This window comes from Vibrio hannami (assembly GCF_029589055.1).
Classification (GTDB): Bacteria; Pseudomonadota; Gammaproteobacteria; order Enterobacterales; family Vibrionaceae; genus Vibrio; species Vibrio hannami.
This window is the reverse complement of the sequence record NZ_JARQZP010000007.1, coordinates 226056-252325: the sequence shown is the minus strand read 5'-3', so window position 1 is coordinate 252325 and position 26270 is coordinate 226056. Positions and strand designations below refer to the sequence as shown.

General features: G+C 44.6%; 27 protein-coding genes and 1 riboswitch. Of the genes, 17 read left to right on the top strand and 10 right to left on the bottom strand.

What is annotated here, in order from left to right:
- Positions 1-43: 43 nt before the first annotated feature.
- The 4 genes from treC to gmhB form a co-directional block, all read right to left on the bottom strand.
- Positions 44-1750, bottom strand: a complete 1707-nt coding sequence (gene treC / locus P7F88_RS15480; RefSeq protein WP_277826159.1) for an alpha,alpha-phosphotrehalase — start codon at positions 1748-1750, stop codon at positions 44-46.
- Positions 1751-1814: 64 nt separating this feature from the next.
- Positions 1815-3239 (bottom strand): PTS trehalose transporter subunit IIBC, encoded by a 1425-nt coding sequence (gene treB / locus P7F88_RS15475; protein WP_277826157.1) that lies wholly within the window; start codon positions 3237-3239, stop codon positions 1815-1817.
- Positions 3240-3605: 366 nt separating this feature from the next.
- Positions 3606-4556 (bottom strand): trehalose operon repressor TreR, encoded by a 951-nt coding sequence (treR, locus tag P7F88_RS15470; protein WP_277826155.1) that lies wholly within the window; start codon positions 4554-4556, stop codon positions 3606-3608.
- A 25-nt stretch (positions 4557-4581) separates the two neighbouring features.
- Positions 4582-5139, bottom strand: coding sequence for a D-glycero-beta-D-manno-heptose 1,7-bisphosphate 7-phosphatase (gene gmhB / locus P7F88_RS15465; RefSeq protein ID WP_277826153.1), 558 nt, complete (start codon positions 5137-5139; stop codon positions 4582-4584).
- A 267-nt stretch (positions 5140-5406) separates the two neighbouring features.
- On the opposite strand from gmhB, the gene metN reads away from it, so the two are divergent.
- From metN to thiE, 10 genes are all read left to right on the top strand, one after another.
- Positions 5407-6441, top strand: coding sequence for a methionine ABC transporter ATP-binding protein MetN (metN, locus tag P7F88_RS15460; RefSeq protein ID WP_277826152.1), 1035 nt, complete (start codon positions 5407-5409; stop codon positions 6439-6441).
- A complete protein-coding gene (locus tag P7F88_RS15455; RefSeq protein WP_277826150.1) occupies positions 6431-7108 on the top strand; it encodes a methionine ABC transporter permease in 678 nt (225 codons plus the stop codon). Before metN ends, P7F88_RS15455 begins: the two co-directional genes overlap by 11 nt.
- Positions 7109-7174: 66 nt before the next feature.
- The gene (locus P7F88_RS15450) at positions 7175-7984 is read left to right on the top strand and encodes a MetQ/NlpA family lipoprotein (RefSeq protein ID WP_277826148.1); all 810 of its coding nucleotides are present in this window, start codon (positions 7175-7177) and stop codon (positions 7982-7984) included.
- A gap of 257 nt (positions 7985-8241) precedes the next feature.
- A riboswitch (TPP riboswitch) is annotated at positions 8242-8339 on the top strand.
- A 71-nt stretch (positions 8340-8410) separates the two neighbouring features.
- Entirely contained in the window at positions 8411-9241 is an 831-nt protein-coding gene (thiD, locus tag P7F88_RS15445; protein ID WP_277826146.1) for a bifunctional hydroxymethylpyrimidine kinase/phosphomethylpyrimidine kinase, read from the top strand.
- Positions 9234-9986 (top strand): ABC transporter ATP-binding protein, encoded by a 753-nt coding sequence (locus P7F88_RS15440; RefSeq protein ID WP_277826144.1) that lies wholly within the window; start codon positions 9234-9236, stop codon positions 9984-9986. Before thiD ends, P7F88_RS15440 begins: the two co-directional genes overlap by 8 nt.
- 61 nt (positions 9987-10047) lie before the next feature.
- A complete protein-coding gene (locus tag P7F88_RS15435) occupies positions 10048-10785 on the top strand; it encodes an ABC transporter permease (protein WP_422128553.1) in 738 nt (245 codons plus the stop codon).
- A 39-nt stretch (positions 10786-10824) separates the two neighbouring features.
- Positions 10825-11772, top strand: coding sequence for an ABC transporter substrate-binding protein (locus P7F88_RS15430; RefSeq protein ID WP_277826140.1), 948 nt, complete (start codon positions 10825-10827; stop codon positions 11770-11772).
- 13 nt (positions 11773-11785) lie between these two features.
- Positions 11786-12451, top strand: coding sequence for a thiaminase II (gene tenA / locus P7F88_RS15425; RefSeq protein ID WP_277826138.1), 666 nt, complete (start codon positions 11786-11788; stop codon positions 12449-12451).
- A 9-nt stretch (positions 12452-12460) separates the two neighbouring features.
- Positions 12461-13258: a hydroxyethylthiazole kinase gene (gene thiM, locus P7F88_RS15420; protein WP_277826136.1), complete on the top strand. Its 798-nt coding sequence runs from the start codon at positions 12461-12463 to the stop codon at positions 13256-13258.
- Positions 13259-13262: 4 nt separating this feature from the next.
- Positions 13263-13889 (top strand): thiamine phosphate synthase, encoded by a 627-nt coding sequence (gene thiE, locus P7F88_RS15415; RefSeq protein WP_277826134.1) that lies wholly within the window; start codon positions 13263-13265, stop codon positions 13887-13889.
- Between the two features lie 148 nt (positions 13890-14037).
- Here the strand turns inward: thiE and P7F88_RS15410 are convergent, their stop codons facing one another.
- Together P7F88_RS15410 and ykgO are read right to left on the bottom strand one after the other, a co-directional pair.
- A complete protein-coding gene (locus tag P7F88_RS15410; RefSeq protein WP_277826132.1) occupies positions 14038-15630 on the bottom strand; it encodes an AbgT family transporter in 1593 nt (530 codons plus the stop codon).
- A gap of 201 nt (positions 15631-15831) precedes the next feature.
- Positions 15832-15972, bottom strand: coding sequence for a type B 50S ribosomal protein L36 (gene ykgO / locus P7F88_RS15405; protein WP_277826130.1), 141 nt, complete (start codon positions 15970-15972; stop codon positions 15832-15834).
- 117 nt (positions 15973-16089) lie between these two features.
- Here ykgO and tsaA point away from each other — a divergent pair, with 117 nt between their 5' ends.
- The 5 genes from tsaA (at position 16090) to P7F88_RS15380 (ending at position 20090) form a co-directional block, all read left to right on the top strand.
- Complete coding sequence (gene tsaA, locus P7F88_RS15400) at positions 16090-16788, top strand: tRNA (N6-threonylcarbamoyladenosine(37)-N6)-methyltransferase TrmO (protein WP_277826128.1); 699 nt, start codon at positions 16090-16092, stop codon at positions 16786-16788.
- An 88-nt stretch (positions 16789-16876) separates the two neighbouring features.
- Positions 16877-18592, top strand: coding sequence for a proline--tRNA ligase (locus P7F88_RS15395; RefSeq protein ID WP_277826126.1), 1716 nt, complete (start codon positions 16877-16879; stop codon positions 18590-18592).
- A gap of 283 nt (positions 18593-18875) precedes the next feature.
- Positions 18876-19556: a tellurite resistance TerB family protein gene (locus tag P7F88_RS15390; protein WP_277826124.1), complete on the top strand. Its 681-nt coding sequence runs from the start codon at positions 18876-18878 to the stop codon at positions 19554-19556.
- 135 nt (positions 19557-19691) lie between these two features.
- Complete coding sequence (locus P7F88_RS15385) at positions 19692-19898, top strand: YaeP family protein (protein ID WP_277826121.1); 207 nt, start codon at positions 19692-19694, stop codon at positions 19896-19898.
- Positions 19899-20090, top strand: coding sequence for a DUF4250 domain-containing protein (locus P7F88_RS15380; protein WP_277826119.1), 192 nt, complete (start codon positions 19899-19901; stop codon positions 20088-20090). It abuts the gene before it with no gap.
- Between the two features lie 156 nt (positions 20091-20246).
- On the opposite strand, the gene P7F88_RS15375 is transcribed toward P7F88_RS15380, so the two are convergent.
- Both P7F88_RS15375 and dinB read right to left on the bottom strand, forming a co-directional pair.
- Complete coding sequence (locus P7F88_RS15375; protein ID WP_277826117.1) at positions 20247-20993, bottom strand: DUF2884 family protein; 747 nt, start codon at positions 20991-20993, stop codon at positions 20247-20249.
- A gap of 86 nt (positions 20994-21079) precedes the next feature.
- Positions 21080-22156: a DNA polymerase IV gene (dinB, locus tag P7F88_RS15370; protein WP_277826115.1), complete on the bottom strand. Its 1077-nt coding sequence runs from the start codon at positions 22154-22156 to the stop codon at positions 21080-21082.
- A gap of 118 nt (positions 22157-22274) precedes the next feature.
- Here dinB and P7F88_RS15365 point away from each other — a divergent pair, with 118 nt between their 5' ends.
- Positions 22275-23492: a response regulator gene (locus P7F88_RS15365; protein ID WP_277826113.1), complete on the top strand. Its 1218-nt coding sequence runs from the start codon at positions 22275-22277 to the stop codon at positions 23490-23492.
- Between the two features lie 30 nt (positions 23493-23522).
- Positions 23523-23681: a hypothetical protein gene (locus P7F88_RS15360; RefSeq protein WP_277826111.1), complete on the top strand. Its 159-nt coding sequence runs from the start codon at positions 23523-23525 to the stop codon at positions 23679-23681.
- A 56-nt stretch (positions 23682-23737) separates the two neighbouring features.
- Here the strand turns inward: P7F88_RS15360 and P7F88_RS15355 are convergent, their stop codons facing one another.
- Together P7F88_RS15355 and nqrF are read right to left on the bottom strand one after the other, a co-directional pair.
- Entirely contained in the window at positions 23738-24739 is a 1002-nt protein-coding gene (locus tag P7F88_RS15355; protein ID WP_277829197.1) for an FAD:protein FMN transferase, read from the bottom strand.
- Between the two features lie 289 nt (positions 24740-25028).
- Positions 25029-26255, bottom strand: coding sequence for an NADH:ubiquinone reductase (Na(+)-transporting) subunit F (nqrF, locus tag P7F88_RS15350; RefSeq protein ID WP_277826109.1), 1227 nt, complete (start codon positions 26253-26255; stop codon positions 25029-25031).
- Positions 26256-26270: the final 15 nt, after the last annotated feature.

Here is a 26270-nt window from a genome sequence, read left to right as displayed (position 1 = left end):
CTTCATTTATAAAAATGAAGAGGCGTTTTTGTATCTACAGTCTTTACTTCTGTACCAGAAGAATTCTCGTTTCGTATGGACGAAGCGTCATCTGATTGCTGCTGTCAGCTTCAGAATAGTTAGAAAGCAGACAGATCGCTTTAGACAAATCATACTGCTCAGGTATAGAACACTCTGCTTCTTCACCATAGTAGTTGTTGATGCAAAGAAGCACCTGATTCGCATCTTCACGCGCATAACAGAAGACCTGCATATGCTCAGGCAAAAGGTCTGTAAAACTGCCTGTTGTGATGACAGGCACCTCTTTACGCAATTCAATCAAACGCTTATAGAAATAGAACACCGAGTCCTGATCATCCACTGCTGAGGCAGCATTGACCTTGGGATAGTTCTTCGCAACTTCAAGCCATGGCTGCCCTTTTGAAAAGCCAGCGAAAGACTCACGATTCCACTGCATAGGGGTACGCGAGTTGTCGCGAGATTTTTGATCCAGAATCGCCAGCATATCTGATTCAGCAACGCCCTGCTGATTCACCATAATGTCGAACATATTGGTACTTTCTACATCGCGATACTGACTAATATCCGTGTAGTGAGGGTTAGTCATACCAATCTCTTCACCCTGATAGATGTATGGTGTCCCCTGCATCATATGCACAGAAGCGCCAAGCATCTTAGCTGACTCAACCCGGAACTGTTGATCATCACCAAGACGACTTACAACACGAGGCTGGTCATGGTTGCACCAGAACAGAGCGCCCCAGCCTTTGCCATTCAGGCCAGTCTGCCAGTGATTAAAGATCTGTTTCAACTGGATAAAATCGAATGGCGCTTTGGTCCATTTTTCACCATTTGGGTAATCAACCTTCAAATGGTGAAAGTTAAACACCATAGAAAGCTCTTTGTTGTCCAAAGAAGAGTACTGCTGGCAATGTTCAAGCGTGGTTGACGACATCTCACCTACAGTGACTGAGCCATACTTTTGGAATACTGCTTCACTGATTTCCTGAAGGTATTCATGTACACGAGGCCCATCAGTGTAGAAACGGCGGCCATCACCGATATCATCATTTGGGAAATCTTGTTGTTTAGAGATTAGGTTGATTACATCCAGGCGGAAACCATCTACGCCCTTTTCAGCCCAGAACTCAATAACACCCTTCACTTCTTCACGAACTTTTGGGTTTTCCCAGTTCAGATCTGCCTGCTCTTTGGCAAACAAGTGCAGGTAGTATTGGCCTGTTTTCTCATCCAGCTCCCACGCATTACCACCAAATTTGGACTCCCAGTTATTTGGCGCTTTACCATCGATAGGATCTTTCCAGATATAGTAATCACGGTATGGGCTGTTTTTATCACCTAGTGCCGACTGAAACCATTTGTGCTCAGTAGAGGTGTGATTCACAACGATATCCATAATAATGCGAATATCCCTGCTGTGCGCTTCTTCAAGTAACTGGTCGAAATCAGCCATGGTTCCGAAGTCAGGGTTTATAGCGTAGTAGTCGGAAATATCGTAACCGTTATCAATCATCGGTGATTCATATACAGGCGTTAGCCAAATTGCATCAATACCTAATAATTTAAGGTAATCCAGTTTAGAGATAATACCTTTGATATCTCCAGTACCTTTATCACCGCTATCGCAAAAGCTTTTTGGGTAAATCTGGTAAATGGAAGCCGTTTTCCACCAAGCCTGTCCCTGAGCCAGATTTTTTGTCTGATCCTTTGCCATTACTTGTACGTTCATCTTACTTAATACTCATAGAAAAATTGCAGAAAAAAGAGAGTGGCCAACTGGCCACTCAAGGGGCTTACGCGCTAGCGACTCTCAGTTCGCCTTTTACTTGTGCACGCTTGTAGAAGAACAGGGTCAGGAATGCAGGAACTACGATTGCTACCAGCATTGCGATTGCATAGATTGTCCAGTACTGCGGTTGGATAGAAAGGATACCCGGCAGGCCACCTACACCGATACCGTTAGCCATTACACCAGCGCTACCACAGATTGCTGCTGCAATTGCAGAACCAACCATTGCACTTAGCATTGGGAATTTGTATTTCAGGTTGATACCGTACATTGCTGGTTCTGTTACACCAAGGTAAGCAGAGATTGCAGCTGGTACAGAGATATCACGCTCGCCTTCTTTGCGGCTAATCATGATGATACCAACAACAGCAGATGCCTGAGCAATGTTAGATAGTGCAATCAGAGGCCAGATTGGCGTACCGCCAAGCTCTTGCATTAGTTGCAGGTCAACGGCGTTAGTTGTGTGGTGAACACCCGTAATAACCAGTGGAGCGTAGAAGAAGCCAAAGAACATCGCACCGATTACCGCAAAGTCACCTGTCATCGCTGCTTTAGCTGCAAATGCAACACCATCACCAATCATACGACCAAATGGACCGATAAGAGCGTGCGCAAGTACTACAGAAACAATGATAGATACGAACGGTACAACAACAAGGTACAGGTACGAAGGAACGATGCGTTTCAGATTCGTTTCAATAAACGCCAGAGCCATACCTGCTAGCATTGCAGGGATTACCTGTGCCTGATAACCGACTTTTTCGATAACAAACAAGCCAAAGTCCCATGCTTCAGGAACGGCTTTACCTATCATGTAAGCGTTCATCAGCTGTGGAGAAACCAGAGTTACACCTAAGGTAATACCCAGGATTGGTGTTCCACCCAGTTTCTTCACAGTTGACCAACAAACACCAACAGGAAGGAAGAAGAAGATCGCTTCACCAATCAACCATAGGAATGAGTGAACCGTTGCCCAGAACTGACTGATTTGAGTCAGCGTCTGGCCATCAAACATACGAATATCACCGATTACATTACGGAAGCCAAGGATCAAACCACCAGTGATGATTGCCGGAAGCAGTGGTACAAAAATTTCGGCTAAATGGGAGATACCACGTTCCAGGATGTTCATGTTCTGGCGGGCCGCCTTCTTGGCGTCGTCTTTAGAGGCTGATTTCTTACCAGCCATCTCAATCAAAACCTTATAAACTTCATCTACTTCAGTACCAATAACTACCTGGAACTGACCAGCGTTGGTAAAGCAGCCTTTCACCATTGAGATGGTTTCAAGCGCTTGTACATCAGCTTTGTCTGTATCATTAAGAACAAAACGTAAACGAGTCAGGCAGTGGGTTACACTTGCGATGTTGTCGCTACCACCAACTAACTCTATAAGACGTGCAATGTCTTGTTTTGCAATCTTACTCATAATTCTCTACCCGTTATCGAATTAATTAAATGTTACACCCAAAAATGGGGGTGTGATAAAAATAATGGGAACAGTCCCAAAATCTGTCGATATATTAACCCCGGTTATTTGGAAATGAAATGGGACTGTTCCCAATAATTGAATATGATCACAGAAAAGATCTTGTGTTGTTTATAAAACAATGAGTTATAACCAAGCAACCTCAAAGTGCTTTTTAAGCGAGAGTTTATTGTATTGACGTATACTGGGAATGCTCGACTACACGAACCGCTTAAACAGACAATTGTTGTCAGGTTTACTCACAGTTGATAGGGCATGTTCGTTACGTCGAGCACACCCAGTAAACATTAAGCTGTTAATTTGATTTCACTGATTACTTGTAGGAGACAGGGTAATATGTACTCTTTCGCTATCACCGGATAGCTGCTGGATAAGTTGAGCCGCGGCTCTTTGACCTGCTTCTTCGTAGCCGGGATCAACGCTAAATGTGTTAGGGAACAAAAATGAGAGCAAGTCATTACCACCAACACCAGTGACCGCAATCTCTTCGCGCCCCAGCTCTTGTAGGCGCTTAATCACCCCAATCGCCAGAGTATCACTAGCACAAGCAATGGCTTCAGTACTTTCATTCAGTACCTGATCCACCAGCTCGTAGCCGCTTTCATGGTGCAGGCGACCGGTAACATATCTGGGTTGTACACCGTTCATTTGGCACCAGTCCAAATAAGCCTGGAGACGAAGTTGTCCGGTTGTACGGTCAGAAGGGTCAACACCGATATAGCTGATCTCCCTGCGGCCATCAGCCAAAAGGTGAGCCAGAGCTTTATCTATCACACCCTGGTTATCATAGTTAATAGAAGAGATAGCACTGACATCCATAGCGATCACCACCATCTTCTCCTGCCAGATCTCCAGTTGCTTCTGGTCGCAATCGGTAAAACCAAACAGGATGACTCCATCCACGTTACGCTTATGCAGTACATCCAGGTGTTCGTTGGTCTTATCACGATCGAACTGGCTCTCCATAATCACCGCATCGTAACCAGCAGCGTACAGCGTTGTCAGTATGCTGCTAACAGCGCGATTTTCTGAGTGAGAACCAAGACGGGAGATAATCACACCAATCACCTTCTGACTCCCGCCGCGCATGGACTGAGCCGATTTAGAAGGGACATAGCCGGACTCTTCTATTACCTTTTCTACATGGGCTTTAGTTTCCGGTTTAACTTTCGGGTCGTTAGTTAGAACTCGCGACACAGTAGACTTACCGACTCCGGCCAGTGCTGCTATATCATGAATGGTTAGTTTTTTACTCATATGCTGGTAAGACGAAATGGACTAATCACTTAATAGAAGCAACAAATTCTGGTACTTCTTTAATACTGTCAAGGACCGTAGTTGCGAGCGCTTCACCCTTTTCGGTAACGGGTTTTCCTGTACGCACCAAAATTTTGGTACCCACACCAGCAGCTTCTGCAGCCATCATATCTTCAGCTTTATCGCCGACCATAATGGAGTTGGCCATATCAATTTTTAAGTAATCTCGGGCAGAGATAAACATACCTGGCTTCGGTTTACGACATTCACAGTCTTGCAGATAATCACCCTTGCCTTCTGTAGGGTGGTGCGGGCAATAGTAAAAACCATCAAAATCCACACCGTTGTCAACAAAGTTCCAGTCCATCCACTGAGTAAGAGAAAGGAAACGATCTTCTGTGTAATAACCGCGCGCGATACCTGCCTGATTGGTGACCATAACCAGAAGGTATCCCATTTCCTGAAGCTTTTTGGTTGCTTCAAAAACACCTTCAACAAACTCAAAGTCATGCTCATCATGAACATACCCATGATCAACGTTAATCACACCATCACGATCTAAAAAAACGGCAGGTTTAGCCAAAGTTCTGTCCTCTTTAACGATTATCCCGGAAATTATTGCACTCTTTTTACTGCTTAGCACTAATTAAATCGCTCTGTTATAACTCTCAGTCATAGGAAATTACAAAATCGAACTGACCACACAGCAATTTAGACGTCTAGACGTAAAAATATCTATTGACTTAAAAACGTATTACCAATAGCATCTTCTACCAATGACGACAGAACCCCAAATAATATGCTGTCGGGAATACAAGTCTACGGACACAACTTCCATGTGAGTTTTTAAATGATTGAAGTTTCTCAGGTAAACAAGGTTTTCTATCAGGGCACAAAGGAAATCAATGCTCTGAAGGATATTAACCTGACCATTTCTCAGGGTACGATCTTTGGAGTGATCGGATCTTCTGGTGCTGGTAAGAGTACGCTTATACGCTGTGTAAATATGCTATCTGCGCCCACTTCGGGTTCAGTGATAGTCGATGGCGTCGACCTGACAACCTTATCGAAGTCTGAGCTAAACAAAGCACGTCAGAACATCGGTATGATTTTCCAGCACTTTAACCTGCTTTCTTCGCGTACTGTGTTTGAAAATATTGCGCTACCACTTGAGCTGGCTGGTAAAGAGAAAACACATATAGAGTCAAAAGTTAACGAGCTATTGTCACTGGTTGGTTTAGCAGATAAGCGTGATACCTATCCCTCGAATTTGAGTGGCGGTCAAAAGCAACGTGTTGCTATTGCTCGTGCACTGGCCTCTGACCCAAAAGTGCTTTTGTGTGATGAAGCAACAAGTGCGCTAGATCCTGCTACAACTCAGTCTATTCTTGAGCTGTTAAAAGAGATCAACCGAAAGCTGAATATCACCATGCTTCTGATTACTCATGAAATGGATGTTGTAAAAAGTATCTGTCATGAAGTTGCCATTATCGGTGATGGTGAGCTGGTAGAAAAAGGTACGGTTGGTGAGATCTTTGCTCATCCTAAAACTGAACTGGCGCATCAATTTATTCGCTCAACTCTGGATCTATCTATTCCTGACGATTATCAGGTTCGCCTGCAAAATAAGCGAGTTGACGGTAGTCACCCTCTGGTTCGCCTTGAGTTTACAGGCGCAACCGTTGATGCTCCGCTGGTTAGTCAGATCAGCCGTAAGTTCAATATTGATATCAGTATCCTTAGCTCTGACCTTGATTACGCCGGTGGCGTTAAATTCGGCATGATGGTAGCTGAGATATTTGGTAACGAAGAAGATGATAACGCCGCGATAAACTACCTTCGCGACCACAATGTAAAAGTAGAGGTACTGGGTTATGTCCTTTAACGATATCGGCAACTGGCTAAGCCTGAATGGTGACCTACTTCTTGGCGCGACCGGGGAAACCCTTTATATGGTTGCTGTATCCGGCATTGTTGGCTTTGCTGTAGGGATCCCGCTAGGCGTGATTCTTCATATCAGCAAAAAAGGTGGACTTGCAGAGAACCCTAAACTGAACTCTATCTTAGGCGCTGTAGTAAACGTTGGCCGCTCTGTTCCATTTTTGGTACTGATGGTAGCGATTATTCCGGTGACTAAGCTACTGGTTGGTACATTTATCGGTACAACCGCAGCAATCGTACCATTGACTATTGGTGCCATTCCGTTTGTTGCTCGCCTTATTGAAGGTGCGCTATTGGAAGTTCCGTCGGGCCTGGTTGAAGCAGCACAATCAATGGGCGCAAGTACAAAACAGATCATCACAAAAGTATTACTACCAGAAGCACTACCAACCATTGTGAACTCGGTAACTATTACTCTGGTAACGCTGGTGAGTTACTCCGCTATGGCTGGTACTGTTGGTGGCGGTGGTCTTGGCGACGTAGCTATCCGTTATGGCTTCCACCGTTACGATGTGGTGATCATGGCAGTTACCGTAGTAATGCTAATCGTGCTGGTACAAATTATTCAGTCAATCGGGGATGCCGTTGTTCGCCGTGTTGACCATAGATAACTGAAAAATGGATATATAAACAAAAGCTAATCAATAAAGCTTAATGAATTTAGACAGGAGATAATCATGAAATTTAGCCTTAAGAATGTTTTAGCAATCGCAGCAGCAGCTTCTGCCCTGGTCCTAGCTGGCTGTGGTGAAAAAGAAGTAGATACAAGCAAAGTAAAAGTGGGCGTAATGGCAGGTGCGGAAGCACAGGTTGCTGAAGTAGCAGCAAAAATTGCTAAAGATAAATACAATCTTGATGTTGAACTGGTTACCTTCACTGACTACGTGACTCCAAACGCAGCAACTGACGATGGCTCTGTAGACATCAACGCATTCCAGCACAAGCCATACCTTGATCAGCAGGTTGCTGACCGTGGCTACAAGTTAACTATCGCTGGCAACACGTTTGTATACCCAATTGCTGGTTACTCAAAGCAGGTTAAATCTGTAGACGAAATTGCTGAAGGTTCTCGCATCGCAGTACCAAACGATCCAACAAACCTTGGTCGTTCTCTGCTTCTTCTTGAACAACAAGGTCTTATCACACTTCGTGAAGGTGTTGGTCTGCAAGGTACTGTTCGTGATATCACGGCTAACCCTAAAAACATCACTATCGTAGAACTAGATGCGGCACAGCTTCCACGTTCTCTTGATGATGTTGCACTTTCAATCATCAACACAACTTACGCAAGCAGCATCGGCCTTACTCCACAGAAAGACGGTATCTTTGTTGAAGATAAAGAGTCTCCATACGTAAACCTTATCGTTGCTCGTGAAGACAACGTAAATGCTGAAAACGTTCAGAACTTTGTTAAGGCTTACCAGACTGAAGAAGTATACAAAGCCGCTTCTGAGATCTTTAACGGTGGTGTAGTTAAGGGTTGGTAATAGAAACAAACCATTTGCAATGAGTTTTAAGGCCAGTTCATATTGTGAACTGGCCTTTTACTTTTTGTGTGATGAATTTTTGGGGAAATATCAGGTATTCCCGGAGTAAAACCTATTTTTCATGGAAGAAAAATTAGAGCGTACTGGGACGTATTTACAGCGTTTTTACGTAGGGACTGCCTTATATTTGCCTAGCGACGCACATCCTGTTCCTTCTATCCATTTGCACAAACAATCCATTTTGTTACACTAGCGCTACAAATTAGTCGGGGAGCCTTGTGCTGAGACCGTTTATGCGGGACCCGTTGAACCTGATTCAGTTAACACTGACGTAGGGAACTAGTGTCTTGTCTAAGCCGTTCTTATTTCTGCGGATCTCTTCTAAGGCCATTACTGTTCCCAACGTTAGTTGCAAGGAACACAAAGATGGCATCTTCAATAACAAAAATAACACCCATTGTACTCACCATAGCGGGCTCCGATAGTGGCGGCGGTGCTGGTATTCAGGCCGATATCAAAGCTATTTCTGCTACAGGAAGTTACGCTTGTTCTGTGCTTACCGCACTTACAGCCCAAAACACTCAGGGCGTAACCGGAATCTACCCGGTAACACCAGAATTTGTAGAACAGCAGCTCGATGCAGTATTTACCGACCTCAATGTCGTCGCTGTAAAAGTTGGAATGCTCAGTGATTCTAATGTAATCAAAGCGGTTGCTGGAAAAATTCGCCAGTATCAGCCAAAGCACCTTGTGGTTGACCCGGTAATGGTTGCGACCAGCGGTGACCTTCTTCTGGAACACTCTGCCATTGATACCTTGAAATCCGAGCTGCTACCTCTGGCCGATGTGATTACTCCTAACCTTCCTGAAGCCGCCGCTTTGTTGAATGTGGAAGTTCCTAGCACCGAAAAACAGATGGATGAGTTGGTAACCCAACTTCGTGAACTAGGTGCTAAATCTGTGCTGCTGAAAGGTGGTCATCTGGAAAACGAAGAGCAAAGTACAGACTTGCTTATCGATGATAGCTCTGTTATCAGACTCTCTACTGCTCGCGTTGCTACCAACAACACACATGGCACTGGCTGCACACTCTCTTCAGCTACAGCAAGTTATCTGGCTCAGGGGGAGTCGTTAAACCAAGCGGTTCAACAGGCTAAAAACTATATCACTCAGGCACTAAAACACGCTGATGAACTTGATATTGGCAAGGGATACGGTCCGGTTCACCACTTCTTTGACGGACATCAGAATGCCTGAGCAAACTGGGCTTCAGATAAATAATGGCAGTCTCCGCTATCAGGATAGCGAACTGCCTATTATTTCCAATCTGAACATGAGCCTTCCCCACCAGCAGTGGACATGCATTCTCGGCAGAAGTGGTTGTGGAAAAACTTCCCTACTCCGCTATTTGGCGGGGCTACTGGATGATACGGCAGAGTGGCAAGGCTCAATATCCGGCATTCTGGCACAAGAGATAAAAAACAACGTTGCTTATATGGCGCAGCAAGATCTGCTAATGCCATGGCTTAGTGTGCTTGAGAATGTCTGCTTTAGTTTTAAGTTTGGTAAACAGCCAGCTTCTGGTGCCACCGAGAAAAGAGCGACAGAGCTGCTGGATAAAGTCGGCCTCAGTGGTTATGAGCACAAACTTCCGCATCAACTCTCTGGTGGTATGAGACAAAGAGTTGCTCTTGCGAGAACTCTGATGCAGGACAAACCAATTGTTCTAATGGATGAGCCTTTCTCTGCACTGGATGCCGTTACCAGGCATAAGCTTCAGAACATGGCAGCCGAGCTGCTCAGCGATAAAAGCGTAATTCTGATTACTCATGATCCACTGGAAGCATTAAGACTTGGCGAACGGATTTATGTGTTTCAGGGCTCACCAGCCAAAGCGCTACAAGTAAATCCTCCAGATACATCGATTCCACGTCAGCTCACGGCTGAAATGGCGACTATGCAACAAGAGATTATCTCGCAGTTGGAGGCTGACTATGCCTGATGCGACAAATATCACCGTGGTTCAAACCGTTGCCACCAATACAACGAAAAACAGCAGCTCTATTCAACCTTATATTAGGTTGTTTATTACAGTCGTGATCATTCTGGCGTTCTGGCAACTGGTTGTTAGTTTTTTCAAGCTTCCACCCTTTATTTTGCCTGCTCCTAAAGCCGTTTTTATAAAACTGATAGACAGATATGACGTCCTGCTTAGCCATACCTGGGTCACCGCTCAGGAAATCTTTCTGGGGCTGTTACTTGGATTAACAATGGGGTTGATGTTTGCGCTACAGATGTTGCTGTTTGATCCCGTTAAGCGTTGGTTGTTGCCGATTCTTATCGCCAGTCAGGCGATACCAACTTTTGCTATTGCACCAATATTAATGCTTTGGCTGGGCTATGGTATTGCTTCAAAAGTGGTAATGGCTGCACTCATCATCTTTTTCCCGGTCACGACCTGCTGTTATGACGGACTCAGAAACACACCAACTGGTTATCTGGATCTGGCGAAGACTATGTCGGCTTCTAAATGGGAACTTCTTAGATATGTTCGCTTCCCGGCGGCTCTGCCTGCTTTAGCATCAGGTGTTCGTGTTGCTGTGGTGGTTGCCCCAATTGGCGCAGTTGTCGGAGAGTGGGTCGGTTCCAGTGCCGGACTGGGCTACCTGATGTTACAGGCAAATGCCCGAATGATGATCGACGAAATGTTTGCCGCCCTATTTATTCTCGCGACATTTTCAATCGCTCTCTACTTTATCTCAGACAAATTACTAAACCGAGCTATCCCCTGGAAGCTCTGAAAATCAATACATTAAAGCCTTACTCAAAGGAAATCAGAAATGATAAACACGATTAAAAAAGGACTATTCACTCTGGCGCTGGCGCTTGGCTCTACTGCTGCTTCTGCACAAGATAAAGAGCTAACCCTGATGCTCGACTGGTTTGTGAACCCTAACCACGGTCCTATTGTTATCGCTCAGGAAAAGGGCTACTTCAAAGACGAAGGATTAAAGGTCACTATTCAGGAACCAACCGATCCTAGCCTGCCCGCTAAACTGGTAGCAGCAGGTAAAACGGATCTGGCCGTTTCTTATCAAACAAGCCTGACGATTGATGTTGCGGAAAACCTGCCACTGGTTCGTTCAGCAACACTTATCTCTACTCCACTAAACACCATGATGGTGCTGGACAACGGAAAGATAAACACACTTGCTGATCTGAAAGGTAAGAAAATTGGTATCGCAATTGCCGGGAATGAAGAAGCAACCATTGGCACCATGCTTGAAACAGAGGGTGTGGAGTTTAGCGACGTTGAGATTATCAACGTTGGCTGGGCACTATCTTCATCGCTGGCTTCAGGAAAAGTTGATGCTATCTGGGGCGGCTTAAGAAACTTCGAAACCAACCAGCTTGAACTTGAAGGATACAAAGCAAAAGCCTTCTTCCCGGAAGAGCATGGCGTTCCGTCTTACGATGAACTTGTTTTTGTTGCTAATGCCAACAGCTATGATGCAGACGCGCTGAAAAGATTTAATAAGGCAATTGAGAAAGCGACGATCTATATCGTCAACCACCCACAAAAAGCATGGGATGAATTTGTTGCTTACTCTCCAGATACGCTAAACAACGAGCTAAACAAGCGCGCCTGGAGAGACACACTTCCACGCTTTGCGCTGCGCCCTTCTGCCGTTGATAAAAAACGTTACGACGACTTCGCTGAGTTTATGTTCCGTCACAAGATCATTGCTAAGCAGCCAACTGCTGAGCAGATGCTCTCTGCCCTTTAAGGATTTAATAACGATGAATCATAAGGACTTAATCAACGCTTGCCAGGAAGAATGGGAAGCCTACACAAAACATGATTTTGTGCAGCAACTATCACTGGGGACTCTTGAGCACAGCTCGTATCTCCACTATCTGAAACAGGACTTTTTATTCCTGAAGCAGTACGCCCGAGCTTATGCGCTGGCGATCTACAAGGCTCGTACCCTGCAAGAAATGAGAATGGCTCTACCGAGCGTACAAGCCCTTCTGGATTCTGAGATTGCCCATCATGTGAGTTACTGCGGCCAGTGGGGGCTGACAGAAAGCGATATGGAAGCTGAAGACGAAGACTTTGGCACCGTGGCTTATACGCGATATGTATTAGATGCAGGCAACAGTGGCGACCTGACCGACCTGATGGTTGCTCTTGCTCCCTGCTCTATCGGTTATGGTGAAATTGGCCACAACCTGATTAATGGCCCGGAAACGGTTCTTGAAGGAAATCCATATAACAGCTGGATTTTGCTTTATGGCGGGGAAGAATTTCTGTCTGGTGTAGCAACCAGTACTGAGCAACTGGATGAATTACTGGAAGAGATTGATTTAAATAGTGCTCGCGGTAAACAGCTTTGCAATACATTCAGAGTCGCAACACGTATGGAAATTGCGTTCTGGCAACAAGCATTGGACATAAAGAGATAAGGACACAGCATGCAAACTCTAAAACAACAAATTTCAGAATCACTAAACACCCTGCGTAAGCAAAAACCGTTGGTTGTAAATATCACCAACTATGTAGTGATGAATAATACCGCCAATGCCCTACTGGCAATTGGTGCATCACCAATAATGGCTCATAGCAAAGAAGAGATGGCGGAGATGATGAGCTTTGCCGGAGCTCTGGTTATTAATATCGGAACGCTGGACAGTGTTTGGGTTCCTCGTATGGAATTCGCCGTCGAGCAGGCAAACGCTAACGATAAAGTTATTGTTCTTGACCCTGTAGGCTGCGGGGCAAGTAAGCTACGCACTGAAACCGCCCGTAAGATTGTTGCAGCTGCAAGTAATCTGATAATCAGGGGTAACGCATCCGAAATAATCGCTCTGGCTGGCGAACAGGCTCAAAGCAAGGGTGTAGATGCTTTGGATTCAAGCGATTCTGCGGTCAATGCTGCCAGGTTCCTGGCGTGTGAGTATAAATGCTCTGTGGTTATCTCTGGCGAAACAGATTATGTAGTCACTGAAAGCAGCACTGTTGCGCTTAAAAACGGTCACCAGATGATGCCGTATGTAACAGGCATGGGTTGTACTCATACCGCACTCACTGGTGCATTTGCAGCTATTGGTGATACTACCGGATTAGCCGCGACTGCCGTATTGGGTGTGGCTGGCGAGCTGGCAGCAGAGAAGTCAGCGGGACCGGGTTCCTTGCAGCTAAACCTGCTGGATGCTCTGTATCAACTAGATGAAGAGCAATTATTGAAAGCCCTTAAGCTAGAAGCATTGTAATTATATGAGCCCATATCTTTTATATCTGGTCACCGATGATCATCAGGATATAGAAACCCTGAAATACGTTGTTTCTGAAGCAGTCAAAGGTGGCGTAACTATGGTGCAGGTTCGTGAAAAGCACGGAGATATCCGTGCCTTTATCGAGCGCGCAAAGGCTGTAAAATCGGTGCTTGAAGGAACTGGCGTACCACTAATTATCAATGATCGTGTTGATGTTGCTTTGGCGGTAAAGGCAGACGGCATTCATCTTGGTCAATCAGATATGCCTGCGACTATTGCCAGGGAGCTGATTGGCAAAGATATGCTTCTTGGGCTTTCGGTAGAAAACGAAAAGCAGTTAGCTGAAGCTCAAAGCCTGCCTGTGGACTATCTTGGTGTAAGCGCAATCTTTGCCACCCCAACCAAAACCAACACGGTCAAACACTGGGGTATTGATGGTCTGAAAAAAGCGGTTGAAGCCAGCAAACTTCCGCTAGTTGCCATTGGTGGAATCAAGGATTCGAATATAAGGAAAATAGCTGAGACAGGGGTTGATGGAATCGCACTGGTTTCCGCAATCTGTCATGCAGAAGACCCAAAGCTAGCCAGTTACGATCTGAGGGCTATCATTGAAAGTTCTACGGAGTAGGTCTTCAAATAGCCTGAATGGTCATGATTCCACAAACCGCTGAACACATCCCTGTTCGCTTAAACAAGGGCATCCATGCCCTTGTATGTTTGTTCCATCACAACCAATCAGACTAACGGCTGTCCTAGATAATTAATGCGTAAGTTGATTAAGGCGTATAGTAAGTTGCTGCACCCGGACCTACCGGTAAACCAAGAACAAATACCCAAACATAGAACAGCAAACTCCATCCAACAATAAAGACCATTGAATAAGGAAGCATAGTCGCGATAAGCGTACCGATACCCAGGTTCTTCATGTAGCGCGTAGCTACCGCCAGTATCAGACCGAAGTAACTCATCATCGGTGTGATGATGTTAGTGGTTGAATCACCGATACGGTACGCCGCCTGAATGGTTTCTGGCGCATATCCCACTAGCATTAGCATAGGAACAAAGATAGGTGCAGTTACCGCCCACTGAGCAGACGCAGAGCCTATCATCAGGTTGATAAAACCACACATCAGGATAAATGCGAAAAACAGCAATGGTCCTGTTAATCCGATGCTTTGCAGGAAGTCAGCACCCGCAACCGCGAACACCTGTCCGAAGTTAGTCCATTTGAAGAAAGCAACAAACTGAGCCGCAAAGAACACCAGTACGATATACATACCCATAGAAGACATGGATTTAGACATGGCATTAATGACATCGCGATCATTGTTCATGCTACCGGTGACTTTACCGTAAACAAAACCCGGGATAGCGAAGAATACAAAGATAAAGGCAACGATACTCTTAAGGAACGGTGACCCTGCTACAAGACCAGTTTCAGGATTACGCAGTACACCACTTTCCGGAACCACTGTAGAGGCAATAATCGCTCCTACCACAAGTACAGCAATACCAGCCCACTTCAGACCCTTTTTCTCTTCTGCTGTAAGTGTGCCCATTTTGTCATTCGAGAGATCTTCAGCTGCCTCTTCTTCGTTATATTGACCCAGCTTAGGCTCTACAATCTTCTCCGTTACAAAAGCGCCGGTAAAAGCGATAAAGAAAGTAGATGCAAACATAAAGTACCAGTTAACTTCAGGGCCAACCGTATAGCTTGGATCGATCATCTGCGCGGCAGTTTCAGTAATCCCTGAAAGTAGCGGATCAACCGTACCAATAAGAAGGTTTGCTGAATAACCACCGGATACACCTGCGAACGCAGCAGCAAGACCTGCAAGCGGGTGGCGACCAAGCGAGTGGAAGAGCATAGCTGCCAGTGGAATAAGAACAACGTAGCCAAGTTCAGAAGCCGTATTCGAAATAATACCGGCAAACACTACAGCTACAGTAACCATGCGCTTCGATGCGCCCATGACCAGCCCGCGCATAGCCGCTGAAAGCATACCTGAATGTTCTGCAATCGCTACACCAAGCATAGCAACCAGCACTGTACCTAATGGTGCGAACCCAGTGAAATTGCTCACCAGGTTAGTGACAATCAGTCTTAGGCCATCTGCATTTAACAGACTTACAACCTGAATAATTCCATCTGCGGAACGACCACTAGCACCCTCAGGCCTTGGATCTACAACTGAAACCTCAAAATAACCCGCAATACCTGATGCTAATAAAATCGCAATACAGAAGATGGCAAACAAAGTAATCGGATGAGGTAATAGATTCCCCAGATATTCAACGCCATCCAGAAAACGCGTAAATAACGGCTTTTTTGGCGGCAGTTCTCTTTTTATTGAAGTAGATGTACTCATCTCTCCCCCTTTAAATAATTTATGCGACAAATGTCGCACAGGGAGAATACTTAATGAGTAAATGTTCGACCTGCATTAGTATCTAACTTATCGCAGTTCTGACCAAACCCTGACAGAACTGCATATACACTGACCTACTACGATAATTTTGCCAAATATCCAGGACGTAAAGACATTTTCATAGCAAATAACCTCACTTTCTCATCTTTTGCTTTTCTTGCCCTGAACAGCTTTAAAGCGTGGATTTGTTTTACAGATTACGTAAATTCGGCCTCTTCTCTTTACTATCTGACAACCAGGATGACGCGTTTTTGCGCTTTTGAGTGAACTTAATACCTTCATAATCTCCTCTAAAAATTGTTATATTATAACATAATTTAAATGATATTGATTATCACTCAATTAATCGAGCATTTTTTGTGTTATTTTGTTTTTAACTAAATTTAAGCAAATGAAACGATGGACTACTCAGTTACCCCTGTTGGATTTATAGAAAGCCCTTACAAAGAGAAATTTGCAGTTCCAAGGCAGCCCAGGCTAGCTCCTAGTGCGACTTCACGACTTCGTTTAACTGGTGATGCCAACTCTCTGGAAGCCGTTAGAGGGATAGAAGAATTCAGCCATTTATGGCTACTCTTTCTATTTGATCAAAATCTGGAATCCGGCTGGACTCCAACCGTTCGACCACCAAGGCTTGGTGGAAATGAAAGAGTTGGTGTATTTGCTACACGTTCACCTTTCAGACCAAACGGTATTGGTATGTCAGCAGTCGAACTCAAGGGAGTTATCCATAAAAACGGTCAGGTATGGCTGGAACTGGGAAGCGCAGACTTAGTCGATCAAACCCCTATCGTGGATATAAAACCTTATATCCCTTACTCAGACTCCATTCCTCAGGCAAATGGCGGCTTTGCCAGTCATGAACCAACACAGCTTGCGGTTGTGTTCTCAGATCTTGCGACACAGCAGCTACGATTCCATGCAAATCAGAAGCAGGTAAAAGCAGTTATCATCGAGGTGCTGGCTCAGGATCCACGGCCTGCTTATAAAAAGAACAAGCCAGATAGCAAAGAATATGCGGTAAATTTGTTCGATTTGAATGTTAAATTCAGGATATCAGACGAAATAGTTACTGTGACGTCAATCGAACGCTTTTGACATGAGTTGAAGACTGCTATTATTAGCGGCTACTCTAATTACTGCTCTTGCAGTATTTTTTATTAACTTTCATAAACGGATACCATAAATGCGTACCAGTAACTATCTTCTTTCTACTCTTAAGGAGACTCCAAACGACGCAGAAGTAGTGAGCCACCAGCTCATGCTACGTGCAGGTATGATCCGTAAGCTGGCTTCAGGTCTATACACCTGGCTACCTACCGGTCTACGTGTGCTGCGTAAAGTCGAAAACATCGTTCGTCAAGAGATCGACAATGCAGGTGCTGTCGAAACATTGATGCCCGTTGTTCAGCCGTTTGAACTATGGGAAGAAACAGGCCGCTCTGAAAAGATGGGCGATGAGCTACTTCGTTTTACTGACCGTCATGAACGTCCGTTTGTACTTAGCCCAACAGCTGAAGAAGTTATCACTAGCCTTGTGCGTAACGAAGTTGCTTCTTACAAACAGCTACCGCTTAACCTGTACCAAATCCAGACTAAGTTCCGCGATGAACGTCGTCCACGCTTTGGTGTAATGCGCGCTCGTGAGTTCAGCATGATGGATGCGTACAGCTTTGATATCGATAAAGAAGGTTTACAGAAATCATACGACATAATGCACGATGCTTACTGTAAAGCATTTGATCGTATGGGCCTTGAGTACCGTCCGGTGCTAGCTGACTCTGGTGCAATCGGTGGCAGTGGCTCTCAAGAATTCCATGTGCTAGCAGAAAGCGGTGAAGACCTGATTGCGTTCTCTACTGAGTCTGACTACGCGGCAAACATTGAAAAAGCAGAAGCACTGGCTCCAGAAGGCGAGCTAGAAGCTCCAACTCAAGAGATGACACTGGTTGATACACCAAACGCTAAAACGATTGCAGAGCTTGTTGAGCAGTTCGATCTTCCTATCGAAAAAACCGTTAAGACACTGTTTGTAAAAGCATCTGAAGAAATTGAAGCTGACCTGATTGCACTTATCATCCGTGGTGATCACGAGCTTAACGAAGTTAAAGCTGAGAACCTGAAAGAAGTGGCTTCTCCTCTGGAAATGGCAACAGAAGAAGAGATTCGTGCGCTAATCGGTGCTGGCCCTGGCTCACTAGGCCCTGTTGGTCTTGAACTGCCGTTTATCGTTGACCGCACCGTTGCTAAAATGAGTGACTTCGGCGCTGGCGCTAACGCTGATGACAAGCACTACTTCGGTATCAACTGGGGTCGTGATGCAGAGCTGGGTCAGGTTGAAGACCTACGTAATGTCGTTGAAGGCGATCCAAGCCCATGTGGTAAAGGGATAATATCTCTTAAACGTGGTATCGAAGTTGGTCATATCTTCCAGCTTGGTACTAACTACTCTGAGAAGATGAACTGTAACGTTCTTGGCCCTGATGGTAAGAGCGTAACTCTGGAAATGGGTTGTTACGGCATCGGTGTTTCTCGTGTGGTTGCTTCTGCAATTGAGCAGAACCACGATAAATTCGGCATTATCTGGCCAGATGCGATTGCACCGTTCCAGGTTGCGATTGTTCCTATGAATATGCACAAGTCTGAGCGCGTAAAAGAAGCAGCTGAGAAGCTTTACGCGGACCTGACTTCTGCGGGCATTGAAGTACTATTCGATGACCGTAAAGAGCGTCCGGGTGTAATGTTTAAAGATATCGAGCTTGTGGGTATTCCTCACACTATCGTTATTGGCGACCGCAGCATGGACGAAGGCAACTTCGAATATAAGAACCGTCGTTCAGGCGAAAAGACTGGCATAGCGATGGAAAACATCGTTGAGCATGTAAAGGCTCAGCTAGCTTAATTCGATAAGCTGTTACTTACTAAGGGTCGCATTCGCGGCCCTTTTTTCTTGTCTCGGCGGCCTAACATGACCATCTGGGGTGTGCTCGATGGAACGAACATGCTTAGTGGTTAAATAACATTTGCACTCGACATGTGCTTAGAGCGGTTCGTGGAAGCGAGCATTCCCAGATGGCCATCGCTCACTATTTTGTAAAACATCGTAAATATGGAATAACTTCCCGAATAGGTTGTCTATTATTGGTATCAATATTAGAAAAAGAACTATCTGGGGGGAGATATCCATGGATCTTAAAAGTTTACTTAATCAGGCACTAAACTCGGATATTGTTAAACAAGGTACCGAACAACTAAAGCAAGGCTCTTCAAACCTTGGCAATATGGCGAAGGATAACAAAAGCAACCTGACAGCCTTTGGAGCTGGCGCAGTTGGTGGAGGGCTACTAGGTGTACTTATGGGCTCAAAGAAAGCCAAAAAGATGGGGAAAAAGGCGTTAGGCGTAACCAGTGCTGCCGCTCTTGGCGCTCTGGCATACAAGCTTTATAACGATTATCAGGGCGGGAATGATTCAGGCTCTTCTCCGGCACAACCACAGCAGCAACCAGAAACTCTGGATGAGAACCAGCACAGCACCTTAATCCTTAAAGCCATGATTGCAGCAGCAAAGGCAGATGGGCACGTTGATGCAGAAGAACAGGCAAAAATTGAACAGGCTCTGGCAGAAATGGGCGCTGATGACTCAGTAAATACTTTTGTTCAGACAGAACTAAACAAGCCTTTAGATCCTTCTGAGGTGGCGCAATTAGTTTCTTCACCCCAACAGGCAACAGAAGTCTATCTGGCCACACTTTTGGTAGTCGATGAGCAGAACTTTATGGAAAAGGCCTACCTGAAGGAGCTAGCCACCCAGCTAAACCTTGCTGATGACCTGGTCCTGCAATTAGAGAATCAGGTTTCTCAATAACGATGCACCAATGTATATCGGAGAGAAGATAACCACTTCTCTCCTTTTATTGCGCCAGAACAAACTCATATTTTGTCTTTGTCTCATTCACAATGTATATTGAGACAAGTTCTCATTTAGTATTGGATTTAGAAAATGAAAGTTTATGATTGTTGCGACATGATTCGCGAACTTTACTCTCTGATTGGTAGTGGTGACCAGGGTTATGTACCTCAGGCTATAACCTGCGCACTAAAGGCTCTGAACGATATTGCTTCTGACACCAACCTTCCTAAGGATGTTCGAGAAAAAGCAGCCTTCGCCGCAGCTAACCTGCTTATTTCTGACTTTGAGGATAAGTAAGTGAATCTTGCGAACTTCGAAACAATGGAGCCGGTGATGCTGATGAGTATCGTCAACATGAAGTTGCGTGATGACTTTAGTGGCAAGCTGGATGAACTGGTTAAATACTTCGATATTGACCGGGAAGCTCTGGAAGCCAGACTCGCGACTGCCGGCTTTGAGTATTTACCTGAAACAGGCCAGTTTCGATAGGCTCAAGCTAAATGGCAAATAATCCCTTGATTTAAAGCTGTTTACTGGATGTACTCGATGGAACGAACATGCTCATGTTGATGGCGTATTCACAAATACCTATTTAGCAATGGCGGTTCGTGTAATCGAGTATTTCCAGTAAGAAGCTCAGAAACTTTAAATCAAAAACACCTGATAATCTTTCAGCTCAGGAATCTTCTCGTGTAGCATTTTCTCTTCTTCTGCTACCTTTTCAACGTCTTCACAATATTGCTGCGCGTCTTGCTGGAGCTCTGCCGAATCCGCTTGCAGCTTACCATCCAGATTCTGTTTCAGAGACATCAATTCTTCTTTCAGTTCGGTGAGATTAATACCACCTTCCTGCTTCATCTTCTGAGAAAGAGCATCAAATGCGCTTGAGAAAAACTCTGAATTAAATGTCTCTCTGGCATCGGCAAAGTCCTGCTTCCAGTTATTGAAAGCATCACTGAACGCCGCTTTCTGCATGACAAAACCATCTTCTTTGTAGTACCGTTTTTCCAGCTTAGTCAAAAACTCTTCCAACACTTTTTTCACGTTATTAAACGCCTCTGAGTTATTGAAGCTTACCGCAATGTCATCCAAAACGTCATTCATCAGGGCTAACCCATCACGAGCGATCTCTTTTGCTTTTGGAAGATACTCATTTAGATTCGAGCGATAACTATCAAGCGCCGCCTGCTGTGTGGCTGACAGTTCCATTTTTTGGCCATTGATAAACAGTTGGTTATCCTGGTCGATAAGTACTTTAGGCACATCATCCTGATAGATTTCTACCTGCTTACCATCCAGGTGAACCTCGTTCTGAATATCAACCTTGCACTGACTTTGTGCGAAAGCTGTAGAGCAAAATAGTAACGCAAAGCCTAATAGAAGCTTTTTCATGAATACCTCAACAATCATCCTGATACGACCTTAATCGTATTACTCTATCAGAGTAGACCTATAATTTTTGTAAATGTTTCGTTAGCTTACAGGTCAAAACTAAGCTGTTTTGTCTGTTCTTCTGGCTTTAGCATAACGTTTAAACCCAACAACCTGATTTCCCTTCCCTTTTGCCGCTTAAGAATATCGGTAAGTAGCTCTTTAAAATATTCCAGGTCAAGTTCGTTATGAATATGCTCTATGGTGGTCAGCTGAAAATCAGCGAACTTAACTTTAATTCCCTGTTTTATAATCGCCCTGTTAGGGTCAGCTTTCGTTAGTCGTTTATCAAGCTCTGGAAACAACTTATTTTCGATAACTTCCCAACACTCTTCATATGTTGAAATATTGGTGGAGAAGGTTCTCTCAACACCAACAGATTTTCTTTCTCGTTCGGTCACAACCTCTCGGTTATCGATGCCATTACTCTTTTTCCACAGTGACTCACCCATTCTGCCAAACTTCAGAAGCAGTTCTCGATAATCACTGTTTTTAATATCTTCACCAATATAAAAACCGGCTTGATGAAGCCGCTCCAGACTCACCTTCCCCACCCCAGGGATTTTTTCTAAAGGGAGCTTATCAATGACTTTTTGAACGTCCTCTGGAGGAATGACGAATTGCCCATTCGGCTTATTCATATCAGATGCGATCTTGGCAAGAAACTTCAGCGGAGCCACCCCGGCTGAAGCCGTTAACTGCAGTTCATTCCAGATATCTCTGCGTATAGCTTCAGCAATTAAAGTGGCAGAGCCATGGTATTGTTTGCATTCCGACACATCGAGAAAGGCTTCGTCCAATGAAAGCGGTTCAATAATCTGGGTATAACGTTCAAAGATTTCCCTAATCTGCCTAGATACGGATTTGTATACATCCATACGCCCAGGTATAACAGTTAAGTCTGGACACAACTGGATTGCTCTCGCTGTTGGCATAGCTGAACGAACACCATATTTGCGAGCTTCATAATTGCAGGTGCTGATAACACCTCGCTGCCTTTCACTTCCTCCAACCGCCAGAGGAATTCCCCGGTATTTTGGATTATCACGCATCTCAACGGCCGCATAGAAGCAGTCCATATCAACGTGGATTATTTTTCGCAGATGTTGAGGAGTGTCGTACATAGCTCAGAAGATTTTACAGTAAATATAAATATATATTCTTTATAAATCACAACAAATCACTTACTCTAAATTTACACATGGTATTCAACTGTTAAGGAAGGGAGAGCTCCGTACACGTATGAGTATTAACAAAGTACTGATCGTTGAAGATAGTCAACTATACAGCAAATATCTCGTTAACCAACTTTCTCTACTTGGTTTTGATGTTGTATTAGCCGAAAACTACTCTCAAGCTCAAGATATTCTCAGCCAACAAAGCAATTTTCTTTGCGCACTCTTAGACTACTGCCTTCCTGACGCTGAAAATGGTGAGGTTATCGATCTCGCTTTTACATATGGTTTGAAAGTTATCGTTCTCACGGCTCATTTCAACGAACAGACTAGGAAAGATATTATCGCCAAAGGCGCTATCGACTATATGACAAAAGATAGCCTGACTTCGATTTCTTACCTGCCTCCTCTTTTAAAACGACTAGCGAGAAATAACCACCACAAGGTATTGGTGGTTGATGATTCCCAAACCGTTAGGAAGCATCTGACTGATTTGCTTCAACACCACTATTTAGAGTGTGTTGAAGCCGAAGATGGAGAAGAGGCATTAACCGTGCTCAATCAAAATCCAGATGTAACACTTATCATCACGGATCATCATATGCCCAAAAAAGATGGTGTGACTATGACTGCTGAAATTAGATCTCAGTTCGATAGAAATCAGATAGCCATTCTTGGACTTTCAGCCACAGACAACGAGTCACTCACAGCGCGCTTTCTGAAAGCAGGGGCAAATGACTACCTTAAGAAACCCTTTAATCAGGAAGAGTTTTACTGTCGAGTTCAGAATATCCTGGATATGAAAGATATCAACGATGATATGTTCCGTATGGCAAACGAAGATGCTTTAACCGGACTTTGGAACCGCAGATACCTGTTTAACAACGCCGATACCAATCAAGAGCAATGTAACGTTGCTGTGATGGACATAGACTTCTTCAAAAAGGTAAATGATAACTACGGCCATGACGGTGGAGATCAGGCGCTGATCATGGTGAGCAAGATAATATCTGTTTACTTTGCTAATGACCTAGCTGCGAGAACTGGTGGCGAAGAGTTTTGTATTGTTAACTACGGTGACTATGATGATTTTGTCTCCCGCCTCGAAAACATGCGGGCTCGGATAGAAAAAACACCAATTCCATACGACGGTAAAGAGATCTCTCTTACTATAAGTATTGGCTGTACTAAGGCTAAACGTAATATCGACACTATGATCAGTATTGCTGATGACAGGCTATACGACGCTAAAAATTCGGGTAGAAACCGGGTCATAGCCACCTAGAATTTGATAAAACTAATAATGGATTAATAAATGAGAAAACACATTACATCGCTTACCGTAGGCTTCTGGTTAACCACACTCCTTGTTGGTTATAGTAACGACATCAGCTTTTATGGTACCTGGGTATGCGTTGCTATTGCCAGTGCGCTAACAGCCGGATTGTACTTTACAAGAAACCGAACCGAATAAGCTTGGAGATCCCGTATGATTCAAGCCAGCCACTCGTAAAGTGGCTGGCTTTTTACTTATTTTAGGTATTTAGAAAATGCCTCTGAATAGACTTCTTTATAGCCATCTTCGGTTTTCACCACCATAAACACCGGAATATTGTTCGCGTTTGCGACTTCAAGTCCCACTTTTTCACCCAGAACCATTAAACCAGTAGCCAAACCATCTGCTGTCATACAAGAGGGATCAAGCGCCGTTACCGAAACCACTTTATGGCTAATTGGCTTACCTGTTTTTGGTTCAATAATATGGGAGTAGCGGATACCGTCACGCTCAAAGTAGTTACGGTAATCACCTGAGGTAGCAACCGCCATATCGCCCGGCTCGATAATTTCCTGAATCGCACGCTCGTTTACGTCCGGTTTTTCAATAGCGATACGCCAACCAACCTTTTCGCGGTTAACACCCTTCATACGGATCTCTCCGCCAATTTCAACCATGTAGTCAACGACGCCCTGCGCTTCCAGGAAATCAGCAACAACATCAACGCCCCAGCCTTTGGCTATGGTAGATAAATCTACATAAAGATCAGGGATCGATTTAGCCAGAGTCGTATCGGTCACGGTCAGATTTTCGATACCAACAATTGCACGGCGTGTAGCAAGCTCCTCATCCGTTGGAACCACTTCAGGGCGAGCTTCAGGTCCAAAGCCCCAAAGATTAACCAGCGGCCCAACAGTAACGTCCAGTGCACCACGAGTTAACTTATTTAGCCTTACCGCTTCCTTCGTTACCAGTGCTGTCTCTTTAGACACAGTAAATGGCTCAGAGCCTTTGTACTGGTTAAACAGACTTAACTCGGAGGTTTTACGATAAGTCGACATCTGATCGTTCACCTGCTCTAACAACTCATCAATTGTCTTCTGCATATCAGCCGGAGAGCGAGAATTGTTAGCGTTGAAGTACTTAACATTGTAAGTCGTACCCATAGTTGGGCCGGTAAGATGAATTTGTTCTCTTGGTTCGCTGCATGCAGTGATAAATAGCAGTGTTACTAATGCTACAAACCAGACTTTAATTTGTTTCACGGGGGCTCCTGAGTTTTTATACGCAACTATCTAGGTGTTGACCTCGAATAAGTCACTTCAGCGGTTCGTGGAATCGGGTATTCCCGGTAATGCCGGAACGAACTCCAACACGACACCTTTAAATAAGATAGGCATTCCTACGCAGAGCGTGGGAACGAGTATCTAGGTGTTGTTCTAGGGTGCTATTCTCCTACTAAACACCATAAAAAACAAATGGCTGATCCCTTTCAGAATCAGCCATTCTCATTTTAATTGTAACGAATATTACGTTACTTAATTCTTAACCACCGAAGTCATCAAGCAGGATGTTTTCATCCTCTACACCAAGGTCTTTCAGCATGCCGATAACAGCTGCGTTCATCATTGGTGGACCACACATGTAGTACTCACAATCTTCTGGTGCTTCGTGATCTTTCAGATAGTTCTCGTAGATAACGTTGTGGATGAAACCTGTGTAGCCATCCCAGTTATCTTCTGGAAGCGGATCAGAAAGCGCACAGTGCCAAACGAAGTTATCGTTTTCAGCTTGTAAGTTATCAAAATCTTCAATATAGAACATTTCACGCTTAGAACGTGCACCGTACCAGTAAGACATCTTACGCTTAGACTTCAGACGAAGTAGCTGGTCGAAGATATGAGAACGCATAGGAGCCATACCCGCACCACCACCGATGAATACCATCTCGTTGTCAGTCTCTTTCGCGAAGAACTCACCAAATGGACCAGAGATCGTACACTTATCGCCAGGCTTAAGTGACCAGATGTAAGAAGACATGATGCCCGGAGGCGCATCCGGCTTATTAGGCGGCGGAGTTGCGATACGAACGTTCAGTTTAATCAGGCCTTTCTCTTCGGGGTATGAAGCCATAGAGTAAGCGCGGATTGAATGCTCTTTCACGATAGATTCGTAACGGAACAGGTCGAACTTATCCCAGTCTTCACGGTACTCATCCGGTACATCGAAATCAGAGTATTTGATGTGATGAGGTTCAGCTTCGATCTGAATGTAACCACCAGCACGGAACGGTACTTCTTCACCCTCAGGGATCTTAAGAACCAGTTCTTTGATGAAGGTTGCTTCGTTGTCGTTAGAAAGAACTTCACATTCCCACTTCTTAACACCGAAGATCTCTTCAGGTAGCTCGATATCCATGTCAGTTTTTACTGCAACCTGACACGCAAGACGTTCGCCCTCACGCGCTTCACCTTTAGTGATGTGGTCAAGCTCTGTTGGCAGAATATCACCACCACCAGATTTTACTTTCACGCGGCACTGACCACATGAGCCACCACCACCACAAGCAGAGGATACGAAGATACCACTACCAGCCATAGCGCCTAGAAGCTTATCACCAGGAGAAGTTACGAAGCTCTTCTCTGGATCGCCATTTACGGTAATTGTAACGTCACCTGATGGAACCAGCTTGGATTTTGCCATAAGAATGATCAAAACCAACGCCAGTACAATCACGGTAAACATCACTACACCAAGAATAATGCTTTGCATTTACTATTCCTTATT